General features: G+C 40.4%; 13 protein-coding genes. 7 read left to right on the top strand and 6 right to left on the bottom strand.

Annotated elements, in window-relative coordinates:
• Nucleotides 1–67 precede the first annotated feature (67 nt).
• Nucleotides 68–922: an NAD(P)-dependent oxidoreductase gene (locus tag BLR60_RS10205; RefSeq protein ID WP_090499388.1), complete on the top strand. Its 855-nt coding sequence runs from the start codon at nucleotides 68–70 to the stop codon at nucleotides 920–922.
• 91 nt (nucleotides 923–1,013) lie between these two features.
• Here BLR60_RS10205 and BLR60_RS10200 read toward each other — a convergent pair whose 3' ends face one another.
• Nucleotides 1,014–2,225 (bottom strand): ATP-binding protein, encoded by a 1,212-nt coding sequence (locus BLR60_RS10200; RefSeq protein ID WP_090499387.1) that lies wholly within the window; start codon nucleotides 2,223–2,225, stop codon nucleotides 1,014–1,016.
• A 594-nt stretch (nucleotides 2,226–2,819) separates the two neighbouring features.
• On the opposite strand from BLR60_RS10200, the gene BLR60_RS10195 reads away from it, so the two are divergent.
• Genes BLR60_RS10195 through BLR60_RS10185 form a run of 3 tightly spaced genes read left to right on the top strand, consistent with a single transcriptional unit; the run spans nucleotide 2,820 to nucleotide 7,696 of the window.
• Nucleotides 2,820–3,209, top strand: a complete 390-nt coding sequence (locus BLR60_RS10195) for a BlaI/MecI/CopY family transcriptional regulator (protein ID WP_090499385.1) — start codon at nucleotides 2,820–2,822, stop codon at nucleotides 3,207–3,209.
• 32 nt (nucleotides 3,210–3,241) lie between these two features.
• Nucleotides 3,242–5,212, top strand: coding sequence for a M56 family metallopeptidase (locus BLR60_RS10190; RefSeq protein WP_090499383.1), 1,971 nt, complete (start codon nucleotides 3,242–3,244; stop codon nucleotides 5,210–5,212).
• 36 nt (nucleotides 5,213–5,248) lie between these two features.
• A complete protein-coding gene (locus BLR60_RS10185) occupies nucleotides 5,249–7,696 on the top strand; it encodes a TonB-dependent receptor (RefSeq protein WP_090499381.1) in 2,448 nt (815 codons plus the stop codon).
• A gap of 2,071 nt (nucleotides 7,697–9,767) precedes the next feature.
• Here BLR60_RS10185 and BLR60_RS10170 read toward each other — a convergent pair.
• Genes BLR60_RS10170 through BLR60_RS10160 form a run of 3 tightly spaced genes read right to left on the bottom strand, consistent with a single transcriptional unit; the run spans nucleotide 9,768 to nucleotide 12,197 of the window.
• Nucleotides 9,768–11,057, bottom strand: coding sequence for a gluconate:H+ symporter (locus tag BLR60_RS10170; RefSeq protein WP_090499375.1), 1,290 nt, complete (start codon nucleotides 11,055–11,057; stop codon nucleotides 9,768–9,770).
• Between the two features lie 51 nt (nucleotides 11,058–11,108).
• On the bottom strand, nucleotides 11,109–11,291 hold the full coding sequence (locus tag BLR60_RS10165; RefSeq protein WP_090499373.1) for a hypothetical protein: 183 nt from the start codon (nucleotides 11,289–11,291) through the stop codon (nucleotides 11,109–11,111).
• Between the two features lie 42 nt (nucleotides 11,292–11,333).
• Nucleotides 11,334–12,197 (bottom strand): helix-turn-helix domain-containing protein, encoded by an 864-nt coding sequence (locus BLR60_RS10160; protein ID WP_090499371.1) that lies wholly within the window; start codon nucleotides 12,195–12,197, stop codon nucleotides 11,334–11,336.
• Between the two features lie 202 nt (nucleotides 12,198–12,399).
• Between BLR60_RS10160 and hxlB the strand changes: the two genes are divergently transcribed.
• Complete coding sequence (gene hxlB, locus BLR60_RS10155) at nucleotides 12,400–13,029, top strand: 6-phospho-3-hexuloisomerase (RefSeq protein ID WP_208600616.1); 630 nt, start codon at nucleotides 12,400–12,402, stop codon at nucleotides 13,027–13,029.
• Between the two features lie 33 nt (nucleotides 13,030–13,062).
• Entirely contained in the window at nucleotides 13,063–13,695 is a 633-nt protein-coding gene (hxlA, locus tag BLR60_RS10150) for a 3-hexulose-6-phosphate synthase (RefSeq protein WP_090499369.1), read from the top strand.
• A gap of 215 nt (nucleotides 13,696–13,910) precedes the next feature.
• Here the strand turns inward: hxlA and BLR60_RS10145 are convergent, their stop codons facing one another.
• Nucleotides 13,911–16,445 carry an ABC transporter permease gene (locus tag BLR60_RS10145; RefSeq protein WP_090499367.1) on the bottom strand — a complete coding sequence of 845 codons (2,535 nt, stop codon included), beginning with the start codon at nucleotides 16,443–16,445 and terminating at the stop codon, nucleotides 13,911–13,913.
• The gene (locus BLR60_RS10140; RefSeq protein ID WP_208600615.1) at nucleotides 16,435–17,169 is read right to left on the bottom strand and encodes an ABC transporter ATP-binding protein; all 735 of its coding nucleotides are present in this window, start codon (nucleotides 17,167–17,169) and stop codon (nucleotides 16,435–16,437) included. The genes BLR60_RS10145 and BLR60_RS10140 overlap by 11 nt, the downstream gene beginning before the upstream one ends.
• A gap of 46 nt (nucleotides 17,170–17,215) precedes the next feature.
• Here BLR60_RS10140 and BLR60_RS10135 point away from each other — a divergent pair, with 46 nt between their 5' ends.
• Nucleotides 17,216–17,896, top strand: a complete 681-nt coding sequence (locus BLR60_RS10135) for an arylesterase (RefSeq protein ID WP_090499365.1) — start codon at nucleotides 17,216–17,218, stop codon at nucleotides 17,894–17,896.
• The last annotated feature ends 330 nt before the right edge of the window (nucleotides 17,897–18,226 follow it).

Genomic DNA, 18,226 nt, shown 5'->3' with positions numbered 1-18,226 from the left:
TTTTTACCAACTGCTAAATAATTTCAGCTTTTTCTTTACCACATTTGTTTATCATAAAAACAACAACATGAACACAACAAAAATAGGTTGGATTGGCTTGGGCAATATGGGGATCCCAATGGCAGAACAATTGTTAAAAGCAGACTATGCAGTTACTATTTATAACAGGAGTAAGGATAAAGAAGCAGCTTTGAAAGAAATTGGTGCATTGATTGCCGGAACACCCAAAGAGTTAATTGCAGTTACTGATGTAGTAATCATTATGGTATCTGATGATGCTGCAATTGAGCAGATTTTTAAGGGGCCAGAAGGCCTTTTAAGCGCAGAAATTTCAGGTAAAATCATGATTAATATGAGTACAGTTTCTCCAGCTATTTCAAAAGAAATGGACACGCTGTGTAAAGAAAAAGGAGCACAATATTTAGATGCACCGGTTTCTGGGAGTGTAAAACAGGCAGAAACAGGACAATTGGTGATTATGGTAGGTGGAGATGAAACTGCTTTTGAACAGGTAAAACCCATGCTCGAAAAAATGGGTAAAATGGCAGTACGCCTGGGCGATACAGGTGCAGGTAATGTGGCTAAACTGGCCATTAATTCATTACTGGCTTTATATACCCAAGGTTTGGCTGAAACCGTAGTATTTGCCAATCAACAGGGAATTGAAACGGAAGACCTGCTTAATCTGCTTAACAATGGCGCTATAGCCAACATTTTTACCAAAATTAAAGGCGATGCTATTATAGCCGATAACTATAAGCCTGCTTTTGCCCTTAAACATATTGTAAAAGATTTAACCCTGGCGAAAGCAATCGGACTTGATTCCCCTTTGGCCAAAACCGCATTAAATACTTTTGAGGAGGCGACGGCAAAATATGGAGAGGAAGATTTGATTGCCGTAATTAAACATGTTAAAGAGTAAAGATATTTTTTTAATGTTAAAGGAATAACCATAGGAGGTTTTGATGCTTTCCTATGGTTATTGTATTTGAATAATTTAATCTAAATATTTATTAGTTATCGCTCTGTTGAGATAAGAATTCGAGTAGGTTTTTCTGCATTATACCGTCTTTGTTTTGCCCGAGTATGATATCATTTAAGGTAATAACATATTTTGGATAGTTGTCTTCTATTTTTAAAAGATTTCCAAATTCCCTGGCCGCAGTGTTCTCACTTTGTATGGTCAGGCAAACTTGTATGTACATCTTTTTGCCGTTTTTTTCTGCCACGAAATCAATTTCGTGGTCGCCGAGTTTACCAACAAAAACATTAAAGTTCTGTTGTCTTAAGTGTAAGTAAACTGCGTTCTCCATTAATTTATGGATATCTGCCAATTGATTAAAACCGATAATGGCATTTCGGAGGCCTAAATCTTCAAAGTAATATTTTTCTCCTATCTCAAATATTTTTAGCCCGCCCACTTCAGAGCGCTGAACTTTATGCACAAAAAAAGTATTGCTTAATGCCCGTAAGTAATTTATGGTTAGCTGGGTAGAAATATCTACCTTTTGGGATTTTAGATATTTGCTGATATTGTTGGCCGAAAATAAACTTCCCATATTATCTGCGAGATAGGTAACCAGGTTTTCTAGAAAGGAGACATTACGGATGTTCTCTCTGGCTACAACATCTTTGAGCAATATTGTAGCGTAAACACTTCTAAGGTATTCATAGGGCAGGTCCTCTTCTAGCCCAATATTTGGTAAAAATGGCATTCCCCCATACTTAAGATAAAGCATAAGTGACTCTGATTTGTTTTCAAGTTGATGAAACTCTAGAAATTCGAGAAAGCTTAAAGCATGGATCTGAAAAACCATGTACCTACCTGATAAATGAGTAGCAAGTTCACCAGAAAGCATATTGGCATTGCTACCCGTACAATAAATATCGCAGGTATTTTTTGCCAGTAAACTCCGTAAAGTCCGTTCAAATTCTTTTACTTCCTGAACTTCATCGATAAAAAAATAGTTGTTTTTATCTGACGGGAATTTATCTTTAAGATAAGCAGATAGATCTTCGTGTGTTTTAATGTACGAAAAATCATCCACCTCCATATTGATGTATACAATATTGGCATCTTCATCTGTGGCCTTTATATTTTCAATTAACTCAAGCATAACATAGCTTTTGCCTACCCGCCTTTGACCAGTAAGCACTTTTATCACTTGTTTATTGATAAACGGGATAATCCGATTTGTATATGTCGGCCTTTTTGTGAGTTTCATGTATATCGTATACTTTTATCAAAAATACAAAAGTTTCATGTATATCATATACTTTATGTTAAAATTGAAAAGTTTCATGTATACCGTATAAATATAGAGAGGTTATGTTTTTAATCCGCGAAAAATGCTGCTTAGTACAATTACGGTGATTACAATATATAATTTATCCTTTCGAGGAAAAAAGCAATCAACGAGAATATTATACGCATAATAGGAGTCATGATCAATAGCAATATGCGAACTGGTATAATGACCATTGGCGTAATTACACCAAATCTCAATAATTTGTCCACAATTTTTCTACATCGCTGTCTTGTACTCTGAGTTGAGATATATCGACATGAAAAACAAGTGTAAGCAAGGAATTACAATTACTCCACCGCCTGGGCCTATTACCGATCCAACCAGCCCTGCAAGTAAACACCAGGGATTAAGTAAGGATAAAAGTTAAAATGGTCATGATATTACTGATGATATTCAAATGGTAGTTGTTGTGGGTAAGTTTAATAAACTTTAAATCAATATGTTAATTTTTTTTATAAAAAATAAAAACCTAATATTTGTATCGTACGAAAAATATCGTACCTTTAAAATATGAAAAGTACTCAAACTGAAAATAATCTGCCCGAACCGACCAAAGCTGAACTGGAAATTCTTCAGGTGTTATGGGAATTTGGACCGTCGACCGTTCGGTTTGTAAACGACAAGCTAAATGAAATAAGAGAGGTGAATTACACCTCAACCTTAAAGCAGATGCAGATTTTAACCGAAAAAGGGATATTAAAACGTGATGAAAGCCAAATGAAACACATTTATATTCCTGTAGAGGCGGAGGAGAAAACTAAAGTTCAGTTGTTGGACCGTTTCGTAAATACATTATACAAAGGTTCTGCATCGAAATTGATGATGCAACTTTTGGGGAACGAAAAAACATCAAAAAAGGAAATCGAAGAGATTAAGCGGCTATTGGATAGCATGGACTAATAAACCAGCATAAAAGCTAAAGAACCACCACAATGGAATTTAAATTAATCAATCTTTTGCCCGATAACTGGCTTCATGCCCTGGGTGCTACCTTGTTCCACTCTTTGTGGATTGGTGTTATTTTAGCCTTGCTAGCTGGTTTGGTTATGTTTACTTCTCGTAAGGCAAGCGCTACATGGCGTTATAACTTGCTTACGGTATGTTTAGGCTTGTTTGTTGTGGCAATAGGTTTTACTTTTTATCAGGAGCTTCAGCAGTCGGATCACCATACACAATCGCAGGTTGTTCATCAAACAGGGATTAATTTGCCGAAGGCAATCGCTAATCAACAAGCGGTTACCAACGTACAGCAAGACATGTATTCGGGACTTAATCGCATCCTATCTTTATGGAATGCTTATGCCTATCAGATTGTATTGGTTTGGTTCCTGATCATCTGCGGAAAAAGCATCCAGTTGATGGTAGGTTTAAATGGGGTATATCATCTGCGTAATTATAAAACCTACGCTGCAGGGAAAAAGTGGGATGAAAAATTAAATGAACTCGTCCAAAAACTGGGTTTAACGCAACAGGTTAAGCTGATGCAATCGGGCATGGCGCAGGTACCTTTGGTAGTGGGACATTTTAAGCCTTTAATCCTCATCCCTTTGGGTTTACTCAATAATTTATCTCCTGCTGAAGTAGAAGCTATTCTTTCTCATGAACTGGCCCATATTAAACGGAAGGATTATTTGGTGAATATATTGCAAAGTTTCATCGAAATTGTATTTTTCTTTAACCCGGCGGTGCTTTGGGTATCGCAATTAATAAAAACAGAACGCGAGCACTGCTGCGATGATTTGGCCATCGCCTGTGTAAACGATCGGAAAAATTACGTTCAGGCCCTCATTGTATGCCAGGAGTTTAAGCAGCGTGCACCTGCCTATGCCATGGCCATGAACGGAACTAAAAGCAGTCTGCTGCACAGAGCTAGCAGGATGTTATTCAATACCAATTCAACTTTAAACAAAATGGAAAAAACGATATTAACCATCGCCCTCGTGTCGGTAGTAATTTGCAGTGCCGCATTTAAAAGTATTGGCCATGCCGAAACAGTTACCAGAAAAAAAACAGCCACTACAGTTGTAATCTTACAGGATACAACCAGGAAAAAAGCTAAGCCTGCCGAAGGAAAATCTGCAGACCAAATGGAAAAAGAGATCAATGCAAAGGTAGACAACCAGCTGAAAATGATGAATGAAAAACAGCATCTGCCAGAAAACAAAGAAGATAGAAAGTCCAGACTTGCTGATGAAGAAGCCAGGCAAGCGGACGAAAAAACACGACAGAACGATGTAAGGCAGGCTCAGGAAGATGCGAAGCAAGCCGTTATTGCTGCTAAACAAGCAGAATTGGATCGAAAACAGGCTATTTTTGATGCCCGGCAAGCCGAAAACGATAGGAAGCAGGCCATTATTGACGCCAAACGAGCTGTTGAAGATGTAAAAGAATACAAAAATTCGGCTGAAGTGTATAAATCATATGGCTATAAGATGGTACCAGGGGTCCCTCGTCCGCCTAGAACACCAAAAGTACCTGGAACACCAAAAGTGCCTGGAGTTGTATATGCAGTACCAGCTATACCTGCTACTCCTGCTGTTCCTGCTGTTCCTGCTGTTCCTGCTATGCCTGCTGTTCCTGCTACCCCTGCTGTTCCTGCTACGCCTCCAACACCAGCCATTCATAGCGGAAGTGGTACCAGCAAAACCAGTTCACAGCGTACGGTTACTTCGAAAACGGTAACCAATGGCGATGGACATGATTATACCAATGCAATCAATCAGGAATTGATGAAAGATGGGATCATCAGCAGTACCAATAAACTTTCATACAAACTCAATAAAGATGAGCTGATCGTAAATGGGGTGAAACAAAATACCGAAGTTCAGCAAAAGTATAAAAAGCGGTTTTTGAAGAACGATAAACACTCGCTGATGTATAATTTTCTGATTGAAAATAACTAAAATCAACCTCTAAAAACTTAATCCAATCAACATCTCATGAAATACAAGCTCATGGCTTTTTTAGCCATATGTATAAGTATTGCCTTTACTTTCGCTCATGCACAAAGTCCTCCATCCAGAATTTATGGCCATGTATTGGATGCCGAAGGAAAAAATATAGAATTTGCGACAGTTGCTCTACTCAAAGATTCTATATTGGTTAAAACCACTTTTACTGAAAAAGATGGACTATTCAGTTTTGATCAACCCGGTTATGGAAAATATCTGATTAAAGTATCAGTGGTAGGATCGCCCATATATCAAACCGATACATTGGTGCTTACCGCAGACCATGCCGTTATTGCATTGCCGGATATCAAAATTAAAACCGGAGCAACTAATTTAAAGGAGGTAACCATTTCAGGGCAAAAAGCTTTTGTAGAGCGGAAAATAGACCGTACGGTTGTTAATGTGGATGCCTTGATTTCGAATGCAGGTACAACTGCATTGGAAGTGCTCAGCAAATCGCCTGGCATAAATGTAGATCAGAACGGGATAATTTCGTTGAAGGGTAAAAATGGGGTAACTATTTTTGTTGATGATAAACCGACTTATTTATCGGGTTCGGATCTGGAGAACTATTTGCGTTCGTTACCTTCCTCATCTCTTGATCAGATTGAGCTGATGACCAATCCACCTGCCAAATACGATGCTGCTGGCAATGGCGGCGTAATTAATATTAAAACCAAGAAAACCAAAACTGCTGGGTTTAACGGTGGGATTAACCTGAGTTTAAACCAGGGCGAATTAAGTCGCTCGAACAACAGTTTCAACTTTAATTACCGTAAGGATAAGATCAACGTTTTTGGTAACCTGAGTTATAATTTAAATAACAGTTTTACCGATCTTGATCTGAACCGGAAATATAAAAATGCCGATGGTAGTGCCAAATCCTACTTTAATCAAAATTCTTATTTCCGTAGGCATGGCAATACTTTTAACCTGAAAACCGGACTTGATTATTACGCATCAGAACGCACCACATGGGGTGTAGTACTTACCGGCATGAACAGGATTTCCAAACAGGTGAACAACAATATCAGTAATTTATCTAATGCCTCCATGCAGTTAGATTCGGTAATCAAGGCTGAAAATATCGATCAGATCAAGTACCAGAATGCGGGTGTAAATTTAAATTACAGGCATAAATTTAAGCAGGCAGGGCGGGAATTAACCTTTGATGCAGATTACCTGCTTTATCGGGACAAAACGGCTCAGACCTATAATAATTTTAGTTACCTGCCAGGCGGCGCTTTAAAATACCAGGATATTTTAACGGGTAATCTACCATCAGATATTGATATTTATACGGCCAAAATGGATTATTCGCATCCCCTGGAAAATAAGTGGAAGTTCGATGCAGGGGTTAAAACCGCTTATACCAAAACGGATAATATTGCAGATTATGCTAATACTGCAAACGGAAAAACGAGTGCAGATTATGAAAAGAGCAATCACTTTTTATACAAGGAAAATATTAACGCGGTTTACCTGAACATGAGCAGGGAAGGGAAGCAGTTTTCGCTCCAGGCCGGCTTGAGGTATGAAAACACGGTTTCTAACGGACATCAATTGGGCAATATAATCAAACCTGATTCCAGTTTTAAAAGAACTTATAATAGTTTGTTCCCAACAGTTTATTTCTCTTATAAGCTTGATACATTAGGGAACAATGAACTTGGACTGAATTATGGAAGAAGGATTGATCGTCCTTATTATCAGGATCTTAATCCTTTCTTTTCTCCATTGGATAAATTTACCTATTATGTTGGTAATCCTTTTTTAAAACCCTCTTTTACACAAAGTATCGAACTTTCTCATACCTACAAAAGTAAGATTACGACAACCTTTAGCTACAGTTGGGTGAGAGATGAAGTGAACGAAACCATTGAAATTTTAAATGGTACCTATTATAGCCGACCAGCCAATGTAGGCAAAACAAGGGTAGCCAATGTTTCGGTGAATGCGGAGATTGACATTACCAAATGGGCAAAATTAAATGCCTATATGGAGTTTGGTAAAATAATGTCGAAAACAGATTTTTATACTGGTTTTTTAGTGACCAATGGCAGTTATTTTAGAACAAATCCTAATGTTCAGTTTAAAATCAGTCCTACATGGAATGCAGAACTAAACATGAGCTATCAGAGTAAACTTTCGAACGTTCAGTTTTTATTGGGTTCGGTGCATGATTTTGGCGCTGCAGTACAGAAAAAGCTTTCGGCAAAAAGTACCCTGAAATTAACTGCAAATGATATTTTTAGAACCAAGATATACAATGGAATAATTAATAATCTTGCCGCAACAGAAGCCGGATGGAGAAATAGGCAAGATTCCAGAAACGTTGTTTTAAGCTATAGCTATCGTTTTGGGAAAACTTTTTCTACTCCGGCCAAACACGAATCTTCTGGTGCCGATGCAGAAAAGAACAGGGTGAAGAATTAAGGTTTTAGATAGTTCGTAATTATAAGGTATAGACTGCCCCTCGACTTTCGGGGAAGCAATCTTTGAAAGACTTTGCTCTGGCTTGCCTCGGTTAGCCACCGAAGGGCTCTTACTTTTTTCAGTGGTTGTTTATGTTTTTATCGGTCTTCAAGCTTGCTTCGCAGGTTGGCTTGGCCCAAAAGAAACAAACCTGAGCGCAGCGAAAGCATGCCAGCCATTAAAAACAACAAACACTAAGGCATAACTGAAAGCCTTGCATCGTTTTTTATGTGATAATGTTGTTTTTATCGGTATAAAAAATTGCTGTGCAATTCCTTGTAAAAAGCTACTGAAATCTCAATTGCGGCAGTATCGAGGCTCTCAGCCTGGCTTGTTGCCACCGCGCCCGCTTTGATCCTGCCTTGGGCTGTTGGGTATGAGGGAAGTGCAAAGCTTTCCGTGCTTTTTCCGGCGAAAATCTGCTAGGCCGGGTAGCATGGTGGAGATAGCATTGTGCATATAGCAAGTTGCGTATTGCAGGATGCGATAATTTGTTTTTTAGTCCTTTCTCTTTCAGGGGAAAGGTGCCGATAGGCGGATAGGGGTTTAAGACGCTCGCTATAATAAGGTCGTCATTCTCGCGCAGGCCTACCGTGTGGACACAATTAATTATGATATTTTTCTTCCGCTCTATGCCGCGGGGCATCAAACTTTTGAGGCATCAAAAGTATGCAAAAATGCTTCTTCAATCCAGCAATGGGCCTTTTGCGCAAGGCGATGCGCATCAAAAAAACAGCGGCACTTTGTTTTGTGTAGGGATGTGGTTTAATGAGTGTTTGTGGGTACTTCGAGACACAAAACTCACTGCGTTTGAGGTTTGGTAGTGCTGGTTGTTCTGGTCTGCAACTGTTTTTTTGATTCAACTGGCCCTTGGGATTGACGGGCGTGCTTCGGTAAGGGTTGTGGGGGTGGTGAAAGGCAGTTAGCAAAGCGCCTATGAACCAATATTCGGCCAAAATCTGCGAAGCCGGATAGGATGGAGTATAAGGTTAGTTTATATTACAGTCGTCATTCCCGCGTAGGCGGGAATCTTAAAGCAAACGCTAGGCTGTTCTCCTTCGCGCAGTCTTGCCTCGGCTCACCGCCGCCGAGGGGCTCTTTCTTTTGGCTTGGCCCAAAAGAAACAAAAACCCAAGGCTTGCATCTTTTCTTGTAAAAAACTACGGAAATCTTGATAGCGGCAGCATCGAGGCTCTTAGCCTTGGCTTTATTCCACCGCTCTCGCTTTGATCCTGCCTTGGGCTGTGGGGTATGAGGGGAACTGCAAAGATTTCCGTGCTTTTTCCGGCGGAAATCTGCGAGGCCGGATAGCATGGTGCAGATCGCATGGAGTAGAATAGCGTGAAGCATATTGCAGGCTAAGGCGATCGCTATAATACCGTCGTCATCCGATAGCTATCGGATCCCGCGCAGGCGGGAATCTTAATAGGCTTACTTTTCTTTGCCCTTTGCTCAGCCTTGCCTTGGTTAGCCACCGAAAGGCTCTTACTTTTGGCTTGGCCCAAAAGTAACAAAAACCCAAGGCTTGCATCCTTCCTTGTAAAAAGCTACGGAAATCTTAATTGCGGCAGCATCGAGGCTCTTAGTCTTGGCTTTGTCCCACCGCTCTCGCTTTGATCCTGCCTTGGGTTGTGGGGTTATGAGGGGAAATGGAAAGATTTTCGTGCTTTTTCCGGCGAAAATCTGCGAGGCCGGGTAGCAGGGTGCGTATTGCAGGATGCGATAATTTGTTTTTTAGTCCTTTCCCTTTCAGGGGAAAGGTGCCGAAGGCGGATAGGGGTTTAAGGCGCTCGCTATAATACGGTCGTCATTCGCGCAGGCTGGAGTAATAACGCTGTCGGTCGGGTTTATTTTACCCAGGATAGCTGCACTATTTAGCCATTTAAACCCGATCGGAGCGGGATGCCGATTTTTTCAATCGGCAGAAGCGGGAGCGGGGCTGTTTTAACCGAAAAGCTGCTGCAACTGCTTTCTAAAAAGATCAAAACCTTGTTTGAGAACACCATATGCAGGATAAATCTATAACTCTTTCTTAAACAAACTGATTCATTACCAGCACGCCTAAAAGGCCCAAAACCGAAACTAAACTTTCCATCATGGTCCAGGTGCTGAAAGTTTCTTTAAGGCTGAGGTTAAAATATTCCTTAAACATCCAGAAACCGGTATCGTTAACATGAGAAAACATTAAACTTCCGGCGCCGACTGATAATACCATTAACTCTGGCGATGCACCGGGACCAATTAAGGGAAGGACCATGCCCGAGGCTGTTAATGCAGCTACTGTTGCCGAACCCAGGGTTACCCTAAGTGATGCTGTAATTAACCAGGCGAGTAATAATGGTGATAAATTTAACCCTCCGGTAAGCTGTTTCACCGTTTCGCCCATGCCACTATCAATCAGGATCTGTTTAAAGGCACCACCTGCGGCAATAATAAGGATAATCATGGCAATGCTTTTCACTCCTTCGGCACAAGATTCCATCGCTTTTGTAATGGAAGTTTTTTGTAGTGCCAGCGCGATAATAACCGAAATTAACAGGACCGCGGTAGGATCAGCCAAAAATGTAAAAAGCGGCTTACCAATATAGTCTATCTTAATACTGCTCCCAATGGTTCCGGCGATGATTAAAAATACCGGCAGCAATGCGGTAATAAAACTTCTTGAAGCAGAAGGAAGATGTTCTTCCTCACTAATACTAAAGTTATGGACTGTTACCGATTGATCCCGTTTGAGAATCAATCTCGGAAAGTAAATTCCCGCAATAACCGCAATGGGTACGCTTAAAGTTAATCCATAAATTAAGGTTTTACCAATATCGGCATGGAAAATTCCGGCTAAAGCAACAGGACCGGGGTGAGGAGGTAAAAAACCATGTGTAACCGAAAGGGCCGTGGCCATGGGGATGCCAATATATAATTTCGATAGCCCCGTTGTTGCTGAAATGGCAAAAACTAAGGGAATTAACACCACGAAACCAGCATTGTAAAATAACGGAATACCTACCAATAAGCCTGTTAACAGTACAGCCCATTGGATATTCTTTTTGCCAAAAGCGCGGATTAAGATGAAAACGATCTTTTTTGCCGATCCGCTATCTTCTATCAGTTTGCCCATCATCGCGCCAAGGGCCAAAACCATTACCATGCTGCCTAAGGTGCTGCCAATTCCATTGCTTATGGAATTCATTACTTTCGTAGCGGGCATTCCTAATAAAAGACCTGTAATAATGGCCACAGCTATTAAGGCAATCATGGGGTTAATCTTTTTTAAGATCAATACAAAAAGCAATAGAATACCGAAAAGCAGGATCAATAATGACATTTGGCTAGAAATATTTGGTAAATGTGATTAAACATAGGTTTTGAACCCCGACTATTTTTTAACCGTGATGGTTCTTCCGGTAACGAGGTTAAATTCGTAAATCCGGTATAGGCCATCATCTTTTATTTCTATGCTTTCTACCAGGCCGGTTTTGCTGAAAGTATCAGTAACCATATCTCCGATTTTTACATCCTGAAGAATATCGTTGGGGGTATCGCTGTTTAATCTGATCATAAAAGTAAAAGTATCGATTATTCGTAAAACCTGTCAGTTTTTTTAAACCAGTGTATTAAATTTTGATTCGATGTGGTTTCTGACTTGTTTTTGAAACTCTTCGGGTGTTTGTTGCGTCTGTTTTTTAAAAAAACGGCTGAAGTATGGCCTGTCTGAAAATCCCAGTTCGTAGGCAATCTCTTTGATGGTTTGTTCACTATGGATAATTTTTCGTTTAGCTTCCAGTATAATGCGGTCGTGAATGATTTGCATGCCGGTTTTGCTTAGTTTTGCTTTTAAAATCTGGTTCAGTCGTTTAGAACTGATTCCGATTTTGCCCGCATAAAAATCAGTATTCCTAACCTGTTGGTAATTGCTTTCGAGCAACATTAAAAATTCATAAACCCTTTTTTGCTGTACATCATGGCTGGTAAATTCGTGTTCTTTAACTTGTATCAATTTTAATAAAAACACCTTTAACAATGCCTTCGTAATGATAAAATTGTTGCCTGATTTCTGGTATTCATCTTCAATTAATCTGTAAATGCTGCTCAGCTCTGCTGCTGTTTCTGTATTGAGCCTTAGGCACGAAAATTCACCCTGAACATTAAAGATCTTGAACAGATCAAGCAAAAATTCTTTTTCTTCCCCTTCCAATACTGATCTTTTAAATGAGATTAATACCCCATTTTTGCCTGCCTTATTAAGCTGATGTACGCGGTAAGGCGGAATCAGATAAATCCAATCACCCTTGCTGTCAAATTCGGATTGTTGCAGGGCGTGTAAAGGCTCTTCATTTTTAAGCCATACAATTTCAAAGAATTCTTTTCTACCCGGATCGTTGAGGTAGCTGGGCGGGCAATTGCTTAAATCGCGGATGTAAATAATAGCCCTTTCCAGATGCGTGCTTTCTGTTGATAAACTCATGATGGTTAAAGTTAAAAACTTAAATTCTTTGCGATTGGATTAAATGATAATTGTGGTGGACTATTCGGAAAAGGTGCATTAATTATGGCTAATGCATGACTTTATTTTATCAGCGTTTCCAAATTGTCCCATATAAATGGCGGAATGTATAATCTTCGTTTTAGCTGGCTACCATACCTTTGAGCCATTAATGTAAAGCAGAATGGAATCAAAAGAATCAGTAGAAATGATCAATAATGAAGTTTTGACAGATGAGCTGGATAATCAGCAATTGGCCTGGGATCTGCAAATGAACCTGGATAAGATTATAGAAGAGAATACTCAATTGGCTAAAAAAGTACAGTTAGATCAGCTTATTCCTTTTATATACCATATCCAGCATGCAAAACGGATTTTTATTACAGCTGCAGGCCGTTCGGGTTTTGCAATGCAATCGGCCGCTATGCGTTTGATGCACCTTGGGCTAACCGTATATTATGTTGGCGATACCACCAGTCCGGCCATTGGCACCGGCGATTTATTGATTGCAGCATCGGGTTCCGGAACAACCGGATCGATTGTAAAGGCTGTAGAAAAAGCAATTGGAGCAGGCGCAAATGTAGTGGGCATTACCACCAATGCAGAATCGGCTTTGGCAAAATTATGCAATCACCTGGTTTTAGTTCCGGCCGCAGAGAAAGAAGATCACAGTAAAAAGGTATCTACCCAGTATGCCGGAAGCCTTTTCGAACAATTTCTGCTCCTGCTTAATGATGCCGTTTTTCAGTCACTTTGGAAATTAAGCGGTCAACCTGCAGAAGAACTCTGGAAAAGACACGCCAATCTCGAATAACAATTTAGTTAATTATTATATATCAATACCATCATGGCAAAATTACAAGTAGCAATAGATTTATTAACAACGGAAGAAGCACTGGCATTAGCAGCAAAAGTTGCGCCTTATGTAGATATTATTGAATTGGGAACTCCTTTGATCAAAAATATGGGTTCGACGGTGATTACCGCAATGAAAGCAGCTCATCCTGACAAACTGGTTTTTGCAGATTTAAAAACTGCCGATGCGGGTGAACTGGAAGCTGATATCGCATTTAAAGCAGGTGCTGATTTAGTAACCGTAATGGGTGCTGCAGGAAATGCAACCATTATTGGAGCCGTTAAAGCCGCAAAAGCACATGGCAAAGGCGTGGTTGTAGATACAATTGGTTATCCTGACCGGGTTAAAAGAGCACAGGAAGTGACTGCATTAGGTGTAGAATTTGTAGAACTGCACGCGGGTTTAGATGAACAGTGGACGGCTGGTTATTCTATCCAGGTTTTAATTGATGAGGCTGCAAGAGCTGGTGTTCCGGTTTCAATTGCAGGTGGGGTAAATATCGAAAATGTTGCTGCTGTTATAAAAGCAGGAGCAATGGTAGCCGTTGCAGGTGCTGCCATTTATGGCGCTGAAGATCCGGCTGCAGCCGCCAAAGCACTTCGCGAGGCAATTGATGCTGCATAGCACAAGTTCATGAAGTAAAGGTTTTAACCACAGATGCGCCTAGATAAATACGGATTTTTATAACAGTATTTATCTAGGTGCATTTTTTTTATCTCGCTAAAATCGGGTAAGTTTTGGTTAATTGATATTTAAAATTTGTGTTAATCTTGTTTGGTACAAACCAATAGCAGTATCATCTCCCGAAAAAAAGTTAATATGATATAGTTTAGGTTGAATTAACTTTCGGTTCTTAAAATCTTTAATGGTGGCTGGTTCAAAATACTTCTTGTACTTAACACACCTGTAACCACTACGAGCAATACAATTGAACCGAACAACAATAGGGTTGGCACAAGAGGAGGTATAAAGGCCGCATCGAAAGTATAGTTAGCCAATGCCCAGCTCCCGCCTATGGCCAGAATTAAACCGGCACCTGCCGCAAAAGCACCTAAAAAGAAATATTCGATCGCATTTATTGCTAAAATCTGCTTTCTGCTTGCACCCATGGTTCGCAATAAAATGCTTTCCTTTATCCGCTGGTTTTTACTGGTTAATACCGAAGATATTAAAACAATCCATCCGGTTACCATACTAAAGCCAGCCATAAACTGAATTACGAAACCAATCTTACTCAGCAATTCATCCAGTAATTTCAACACAAGGTCTAAATCAATCACAGAAATATTGGGGAATTTTTGAACCACTTCTCCCTGAAAACGGGCCGAAACTTCGCCCGATGGCACTCTGGTCATCAATACGTGAAACTGTGGTGCCTCTTCTAGCACTCCGGCAGGAAAAACGACCCTGAAATTGGTCTGCATCCTGCTCCAGTTTACTTCCCTTAAACTTCCAACAACTGTAGGGATCATCATGCCCTGAACGTTAAAAAGGATTTTATCATTCAGGCCAACATGAATAGATTGGGCATAACGCTGATCCAGCGAAATATAAACCGTTTCATTAGGTTTTATTTTTCCGGTCCATTTGCCTGCTGTAATTTTCTCTGCTGCCGTTAAAGTATCCTGGTAAGTCGCTCTAATCTCGTTGCGGTAAGCTCTCCTGTTATTGGTGTCTGCACTGGCTTTCTTCCCGTTAATCTCCTCAATGCGCATGGTAATTACCGGTACCTGGTTCATTAATGGTAGTTTGAAAGCTTTGGTTAAACTGTCCAATCCTTCTTTTTGTGTATTCTGGATATCGAACATCACCATGTTGGGCTGGTTGTTGCCAGATGACAGTGTAACACGACTCATTAATATGCCCTGCACAAAAAATAGGGTGCAGATAAATGCAGTTGATAAACCTATAGAAACCGTAAGCATTAAGGTTTGGTTATTTGGACGATAGAGGTTGGCAAATCCCTGCCGCCATAAATAACTGGATGAGTTGGGCAAAAGCTTTCGCACCAGAAACATCAGAATTTTAGATAGTAAAATCAACAGTAAAAAAGCAACGGCAATACTGGCGGCAAATACCAGTGTCTGCAGCCATGTTTTCATCTGCAAATGTGTAAAAGCCATAATAAAGGACGCCATTAGCAGATACACTACCCAGGTTAGCGGATCTCTTTTTCCGCCTGCTTTTTCGAAAGATATCCGGATGGCATTTAATGGCGAAATTTTTCTAACGGATAAAAGTGAGGGAAGGGCGAAGAGTACCGAGATGATCAAACCCAACAAAATACCCTGGCCTACAGCAGGCCACGAAACTTGCATGGTAATCTCGATCGGTAGAAAATCTTTTAATACTAATGGAAGCAAAAACTGTATGCCCGTACCTAAAGCCGACCCTAGTACAGCAGCAATTAAGCCAATAAAAAAGACCTGTATCAAATAGATTAAAAAGGCATGACGGGATTTTAATCCTAAACACCTTAGCGTAGCAATGGCACTTAATTTTTCCTGGATGTATACATGGATAGCACTACCCACACCAACACAACCCAGTAGCAAAGCAATAAAACCAGATAAGGCCAGAAAGCGGTTTACATCTTTAAACGATCTTCCGGTCTGTTCTTTTCGTGATTCTACCGTATCTGCATCAAATCCTTCCTGCTCTAATTTACTATCGTTCTTTTTTACCCACTCATCTATTCCGGACGGGTCATTGTACCTGAAATAAAATTTGTTATTGATCCGGCTTCCGGTTTTAATCAGGTTGGTTTTGTCGAGCGTTTGTAGTGGGATATAAACCGTAGGGGCTATACTGGCACCAATACCGGTTTGGCCTGGTGCCTTGGTTAATGTGCCCAGGATTTTAAAATTAAGATCACCCACTTTAACTGAATCGCCAACTTTTGCATTAAACTGCAGCATCAGGGTTTGATCTACCAAAGCATTTCTTCCGGTTTGAAAGTGCTTGGCTGCCGCCCGCGGAATGGTTTCTATGGTACCATAGTAAGGGTAATTTCCCTCCAGAGCTTTCATTTGTACCAAACGGCTGCCTCCACCTTTCTGAAAATAAATCATGGAGGCGAAAGTTTTCTCCTGAGATCGCTCATCACCAAGCGTATCGAGCATTTTTTGCATGGCTTTGCTTACCCCCTTACGGCTGTCTAAAACCAGATCAGCTCCTGTAAGTTCTTTCGCCTGCGCATCAATATCTTTTTGCAGATTATCTTTAAACGAATAAACGGCAACAAGAGCCGCAATGCCCAAAATGATTGATGAGATGAAAAGAAACAAACGTGCACGGTTTTTCCGGCTATCGCGCCAGGCCATTTTAAACAGCCAGGAAAACGGAACAGATTGTTTTGGAAGGCTATTGGACATAAGTAGAATTTTCGTCTGAAATGATGATGCCACCTTTAATTTTAATGTTTCTTTCCGTTCTGGCAGCCAACTCAAGGTCATGCGTTACGATGATCAAAGTGGTTCCCGCGTCTTTGTTTAAATCAAAAAGCAATTTGATTACTTTTTCACTGGTTTCGGCATCGAGGTTTCCCGTAGGTTCATCTGCGAAGAGCACGGCGGGTTGGTTCGAAAATGCCCTTGCTAGCGAAATGCGCTGCTGTTCTCCACCCGATAACTGGATGGGATAATGATGCGAACGATCGGCCAGCCCAACTTTATCCAGTAGTTCTAAGGCATGTGAACGGATATTTTTTGCACCTCTTAATTCTAAAGGAACCATTACATTTTCTAAGGCGGTTAAAGTAGGTAGCAACTGAAAATTCTGAAAAATAAATCCTATATATTGATTTCTAACGGCGGCGCGCTGGTCTTCGTTTAATTTTTCGAGTGCAATTCCGTTCAGTTCAACTGTTCCGCTGCTGGCCCTGTCCAACCCTGCGCATAAACCTAGCAAAGTGGTTTTTCCGCTTCCCGATGGACCTGTAATGGCTACCGTTGAACCCGCTGTTATCGAGAAATTAATATGATCCAGAACGGTGAGTTGCCGTCCGGCACTTTGGTAAATTTTGCTTACATTTCGGATGTTCAATATGCTTTCCAATAGCTGAATTTTTAGGGTTTGCGTATAGGTGTAGCCAAACATAACAGGGCACTGCCTGTTAAGATAATTAGATACAGATTAATTAGATATGTTACGAAAACGATTAATGGGGCTATTTGTTTTGAGCCTTGTGGTGATAAGCTGCGGAAACCCGAAAAGTAAAAACAATGCGGATAAAACTTTAGATTCAACTGACCAAAAGACTGCTATGGCAACCGAGCAAAAGAATATCCTTTTTTTTGGTACCAGTTTAACTGCGGGTTATGGGCTCGACCCGACAGAAGCTTATCCTGCGTTGATCCAAAATCGGATTGATTCTTTAAAAATGCCTTATAACGTAATTAACGGTGGTTTAAGTGGTGAAACTTCTGCTGGTGGAAAAGCGCGGATTGACTGGTTGCTTAAACAGCGGGTAGATATTTTTGTGCTCGAACTTGGCGCTAATGATGGGCTTAGGGGATTGCCCGTTGCGCAAACCACTCAGAATCTTCAGGCCATTATCGATCGGGTAAAAGCTAAATACCCGGATGTTAAAATGGTATTGGCAGGGATGCAGGTTCCGCCCAATATGGGGGCGAAATATGCTGATGATTTTAAAAACATGTTTCCTGAATTGGCAAAGAAAAACCAAATGGCTTTGATTCCATTTTTATTGGATAAAGTTGGAGGCGTTCCAAAATTAAACCAGGCCGATGGCATTCATCCAACGGCAGAAGGGGATAAGATTTTGGCAGAAAATGTTTGGGTGGTGTTGAAGGGTTTGTTGTAGTTTTTAACCGCAAAGGACGCAAAGAGCAAACGCAAAGGCGCTAAGTAGGATGTATGTTTAAGGAATGTTTTGTGGCTTCAGTGTGTTCGTCGCAAAAAAAAAAGCTGCAAATTATTTAACCAGAGCGGACACGAAGAGAAAGCATGGGGCACAAAGTTACGAGTTACTGTTTGATTTTTAGTAGATATATTTAACTGACTATTTTTTATCCGCAGCCAAAATTATATATTTGATGTATATTTTGGCTGCGGATACATTTTTATCAACAGCCAAAATTATATTTTTTAACTATATTTTGGCTGCGGATGATTAATCTATCCGCTAACTTAT

This window comes from Pedobacter terrae, assembly GCF_900100705.1.
In the GTDB taxonomy this organism is placed as follows: Bacteria; Bacteroidota; Bacteroidia; order Sphingobacteriales; family Sphingobacteriaceae; genus Pedobacter; species Pedobacter terrae.
Note: the sequence above shows the minus strand (reverse complement) of the source record. Positions and strands in the feature narration are given on the sequence as shown.

What these genes read in the sequence shown, in the direction of transcription:
- BLR60_RS10205 (WP_090499388.1), top strand. Translation starts at nt 68, where the DNA reads ATGAACACAACAAAAATAGGTTGGATTGGCTTGGGCAATATGGGGATC.
- BLR60_RS10200 (WP_090499387.1), bottom strand. Translation starts at nt 2,225, where the DNA reads ATGAAACTCACAAAAAGGCCGACATATACAAATCGGATTATCCCGTTT.
- BLR60_RS10195 (WP_090499385.1), top strand. Translation starts at nt 2,820, where the DNA reads ATGAAAAGTACTCAAACTGAAAATAATCTGCCCGAACCGACCAAAGCT.
- BLR60_RS10190 (WP_090499383.1), top strand. Translation starts at nt 3,242, where the DNA reads ATGGAATTTAAATTAATCAATCTTTTGCCCGATAACTGGCTTCATGCC.
- BLR60_RS10185 (WP_090499381.1), top strand. Translation starts at nt 5,249, where the DNA reads ATGAAATACAAGCTCATGGCTTTTTTAGCCATATGTATAAGTATTGCC.
- BLR60_RS10170 (WP_090499375.1), bottom strand. Translation starts at nt 11,057, where the DNA reads ATGTCATTATTGATCCTGCTTTTCGGTATTCTATTGCTTTTTGTATTG.
- BLR60_RS10165 (WP_090499373.1), bottom strand. Translation starts at nt 11,291, where the DNA reads ATGATCAGATTAAACAGCGATACCCCCAACGATATTCTTCAGGATGTA.
- BLR60_RS10160 (WP_090499371.1), bottom strand. Translation starts at nt 12,197, where the DNA reads ATGAGTTTATCAACAGAAAGCACGCATCTGGAAAGGGCTATTATTTAC.
- hxlB (WP_208600616.1), top strand. Translation starts at nt 12,400, where the DNA reads ATGGAATCAAAAGAATCAGTAGAAATGATCAATAATGAAGTTTTGACA.
- hxlA (WP_090499369.1), top strand. Translation starts at nt 13,063, where the DNA reads ATGGCAAAATTACAAGTAGCAATAGATTTATTAACAACGGAAGAAGCA.
- BLR60_RS10145 (WP_090499367.1), bottom strand. Translation starts at nt 16,445, where the DNA reads ATGTCCAATAGCCTTCCAAAACAATCTGTTCCGTTTTCCTGGCTGTTT.
- BLR60_RS10140 (WP_208600615.1), bottom strand. Translation starts at nt 17,169, where the DNA reads ATGTTTGGCTACACCTATACGCAAACCCTAAAAATTCAGCTATTGGAA.
- BLR60_RS10135 (WP_090499365.1), top strand. Translation starts at nt 17,216, where the DNA reads ATGTTACGAAAACGATTAATGGGGCTATTTGTTTTGAGCCTTGTGGTG.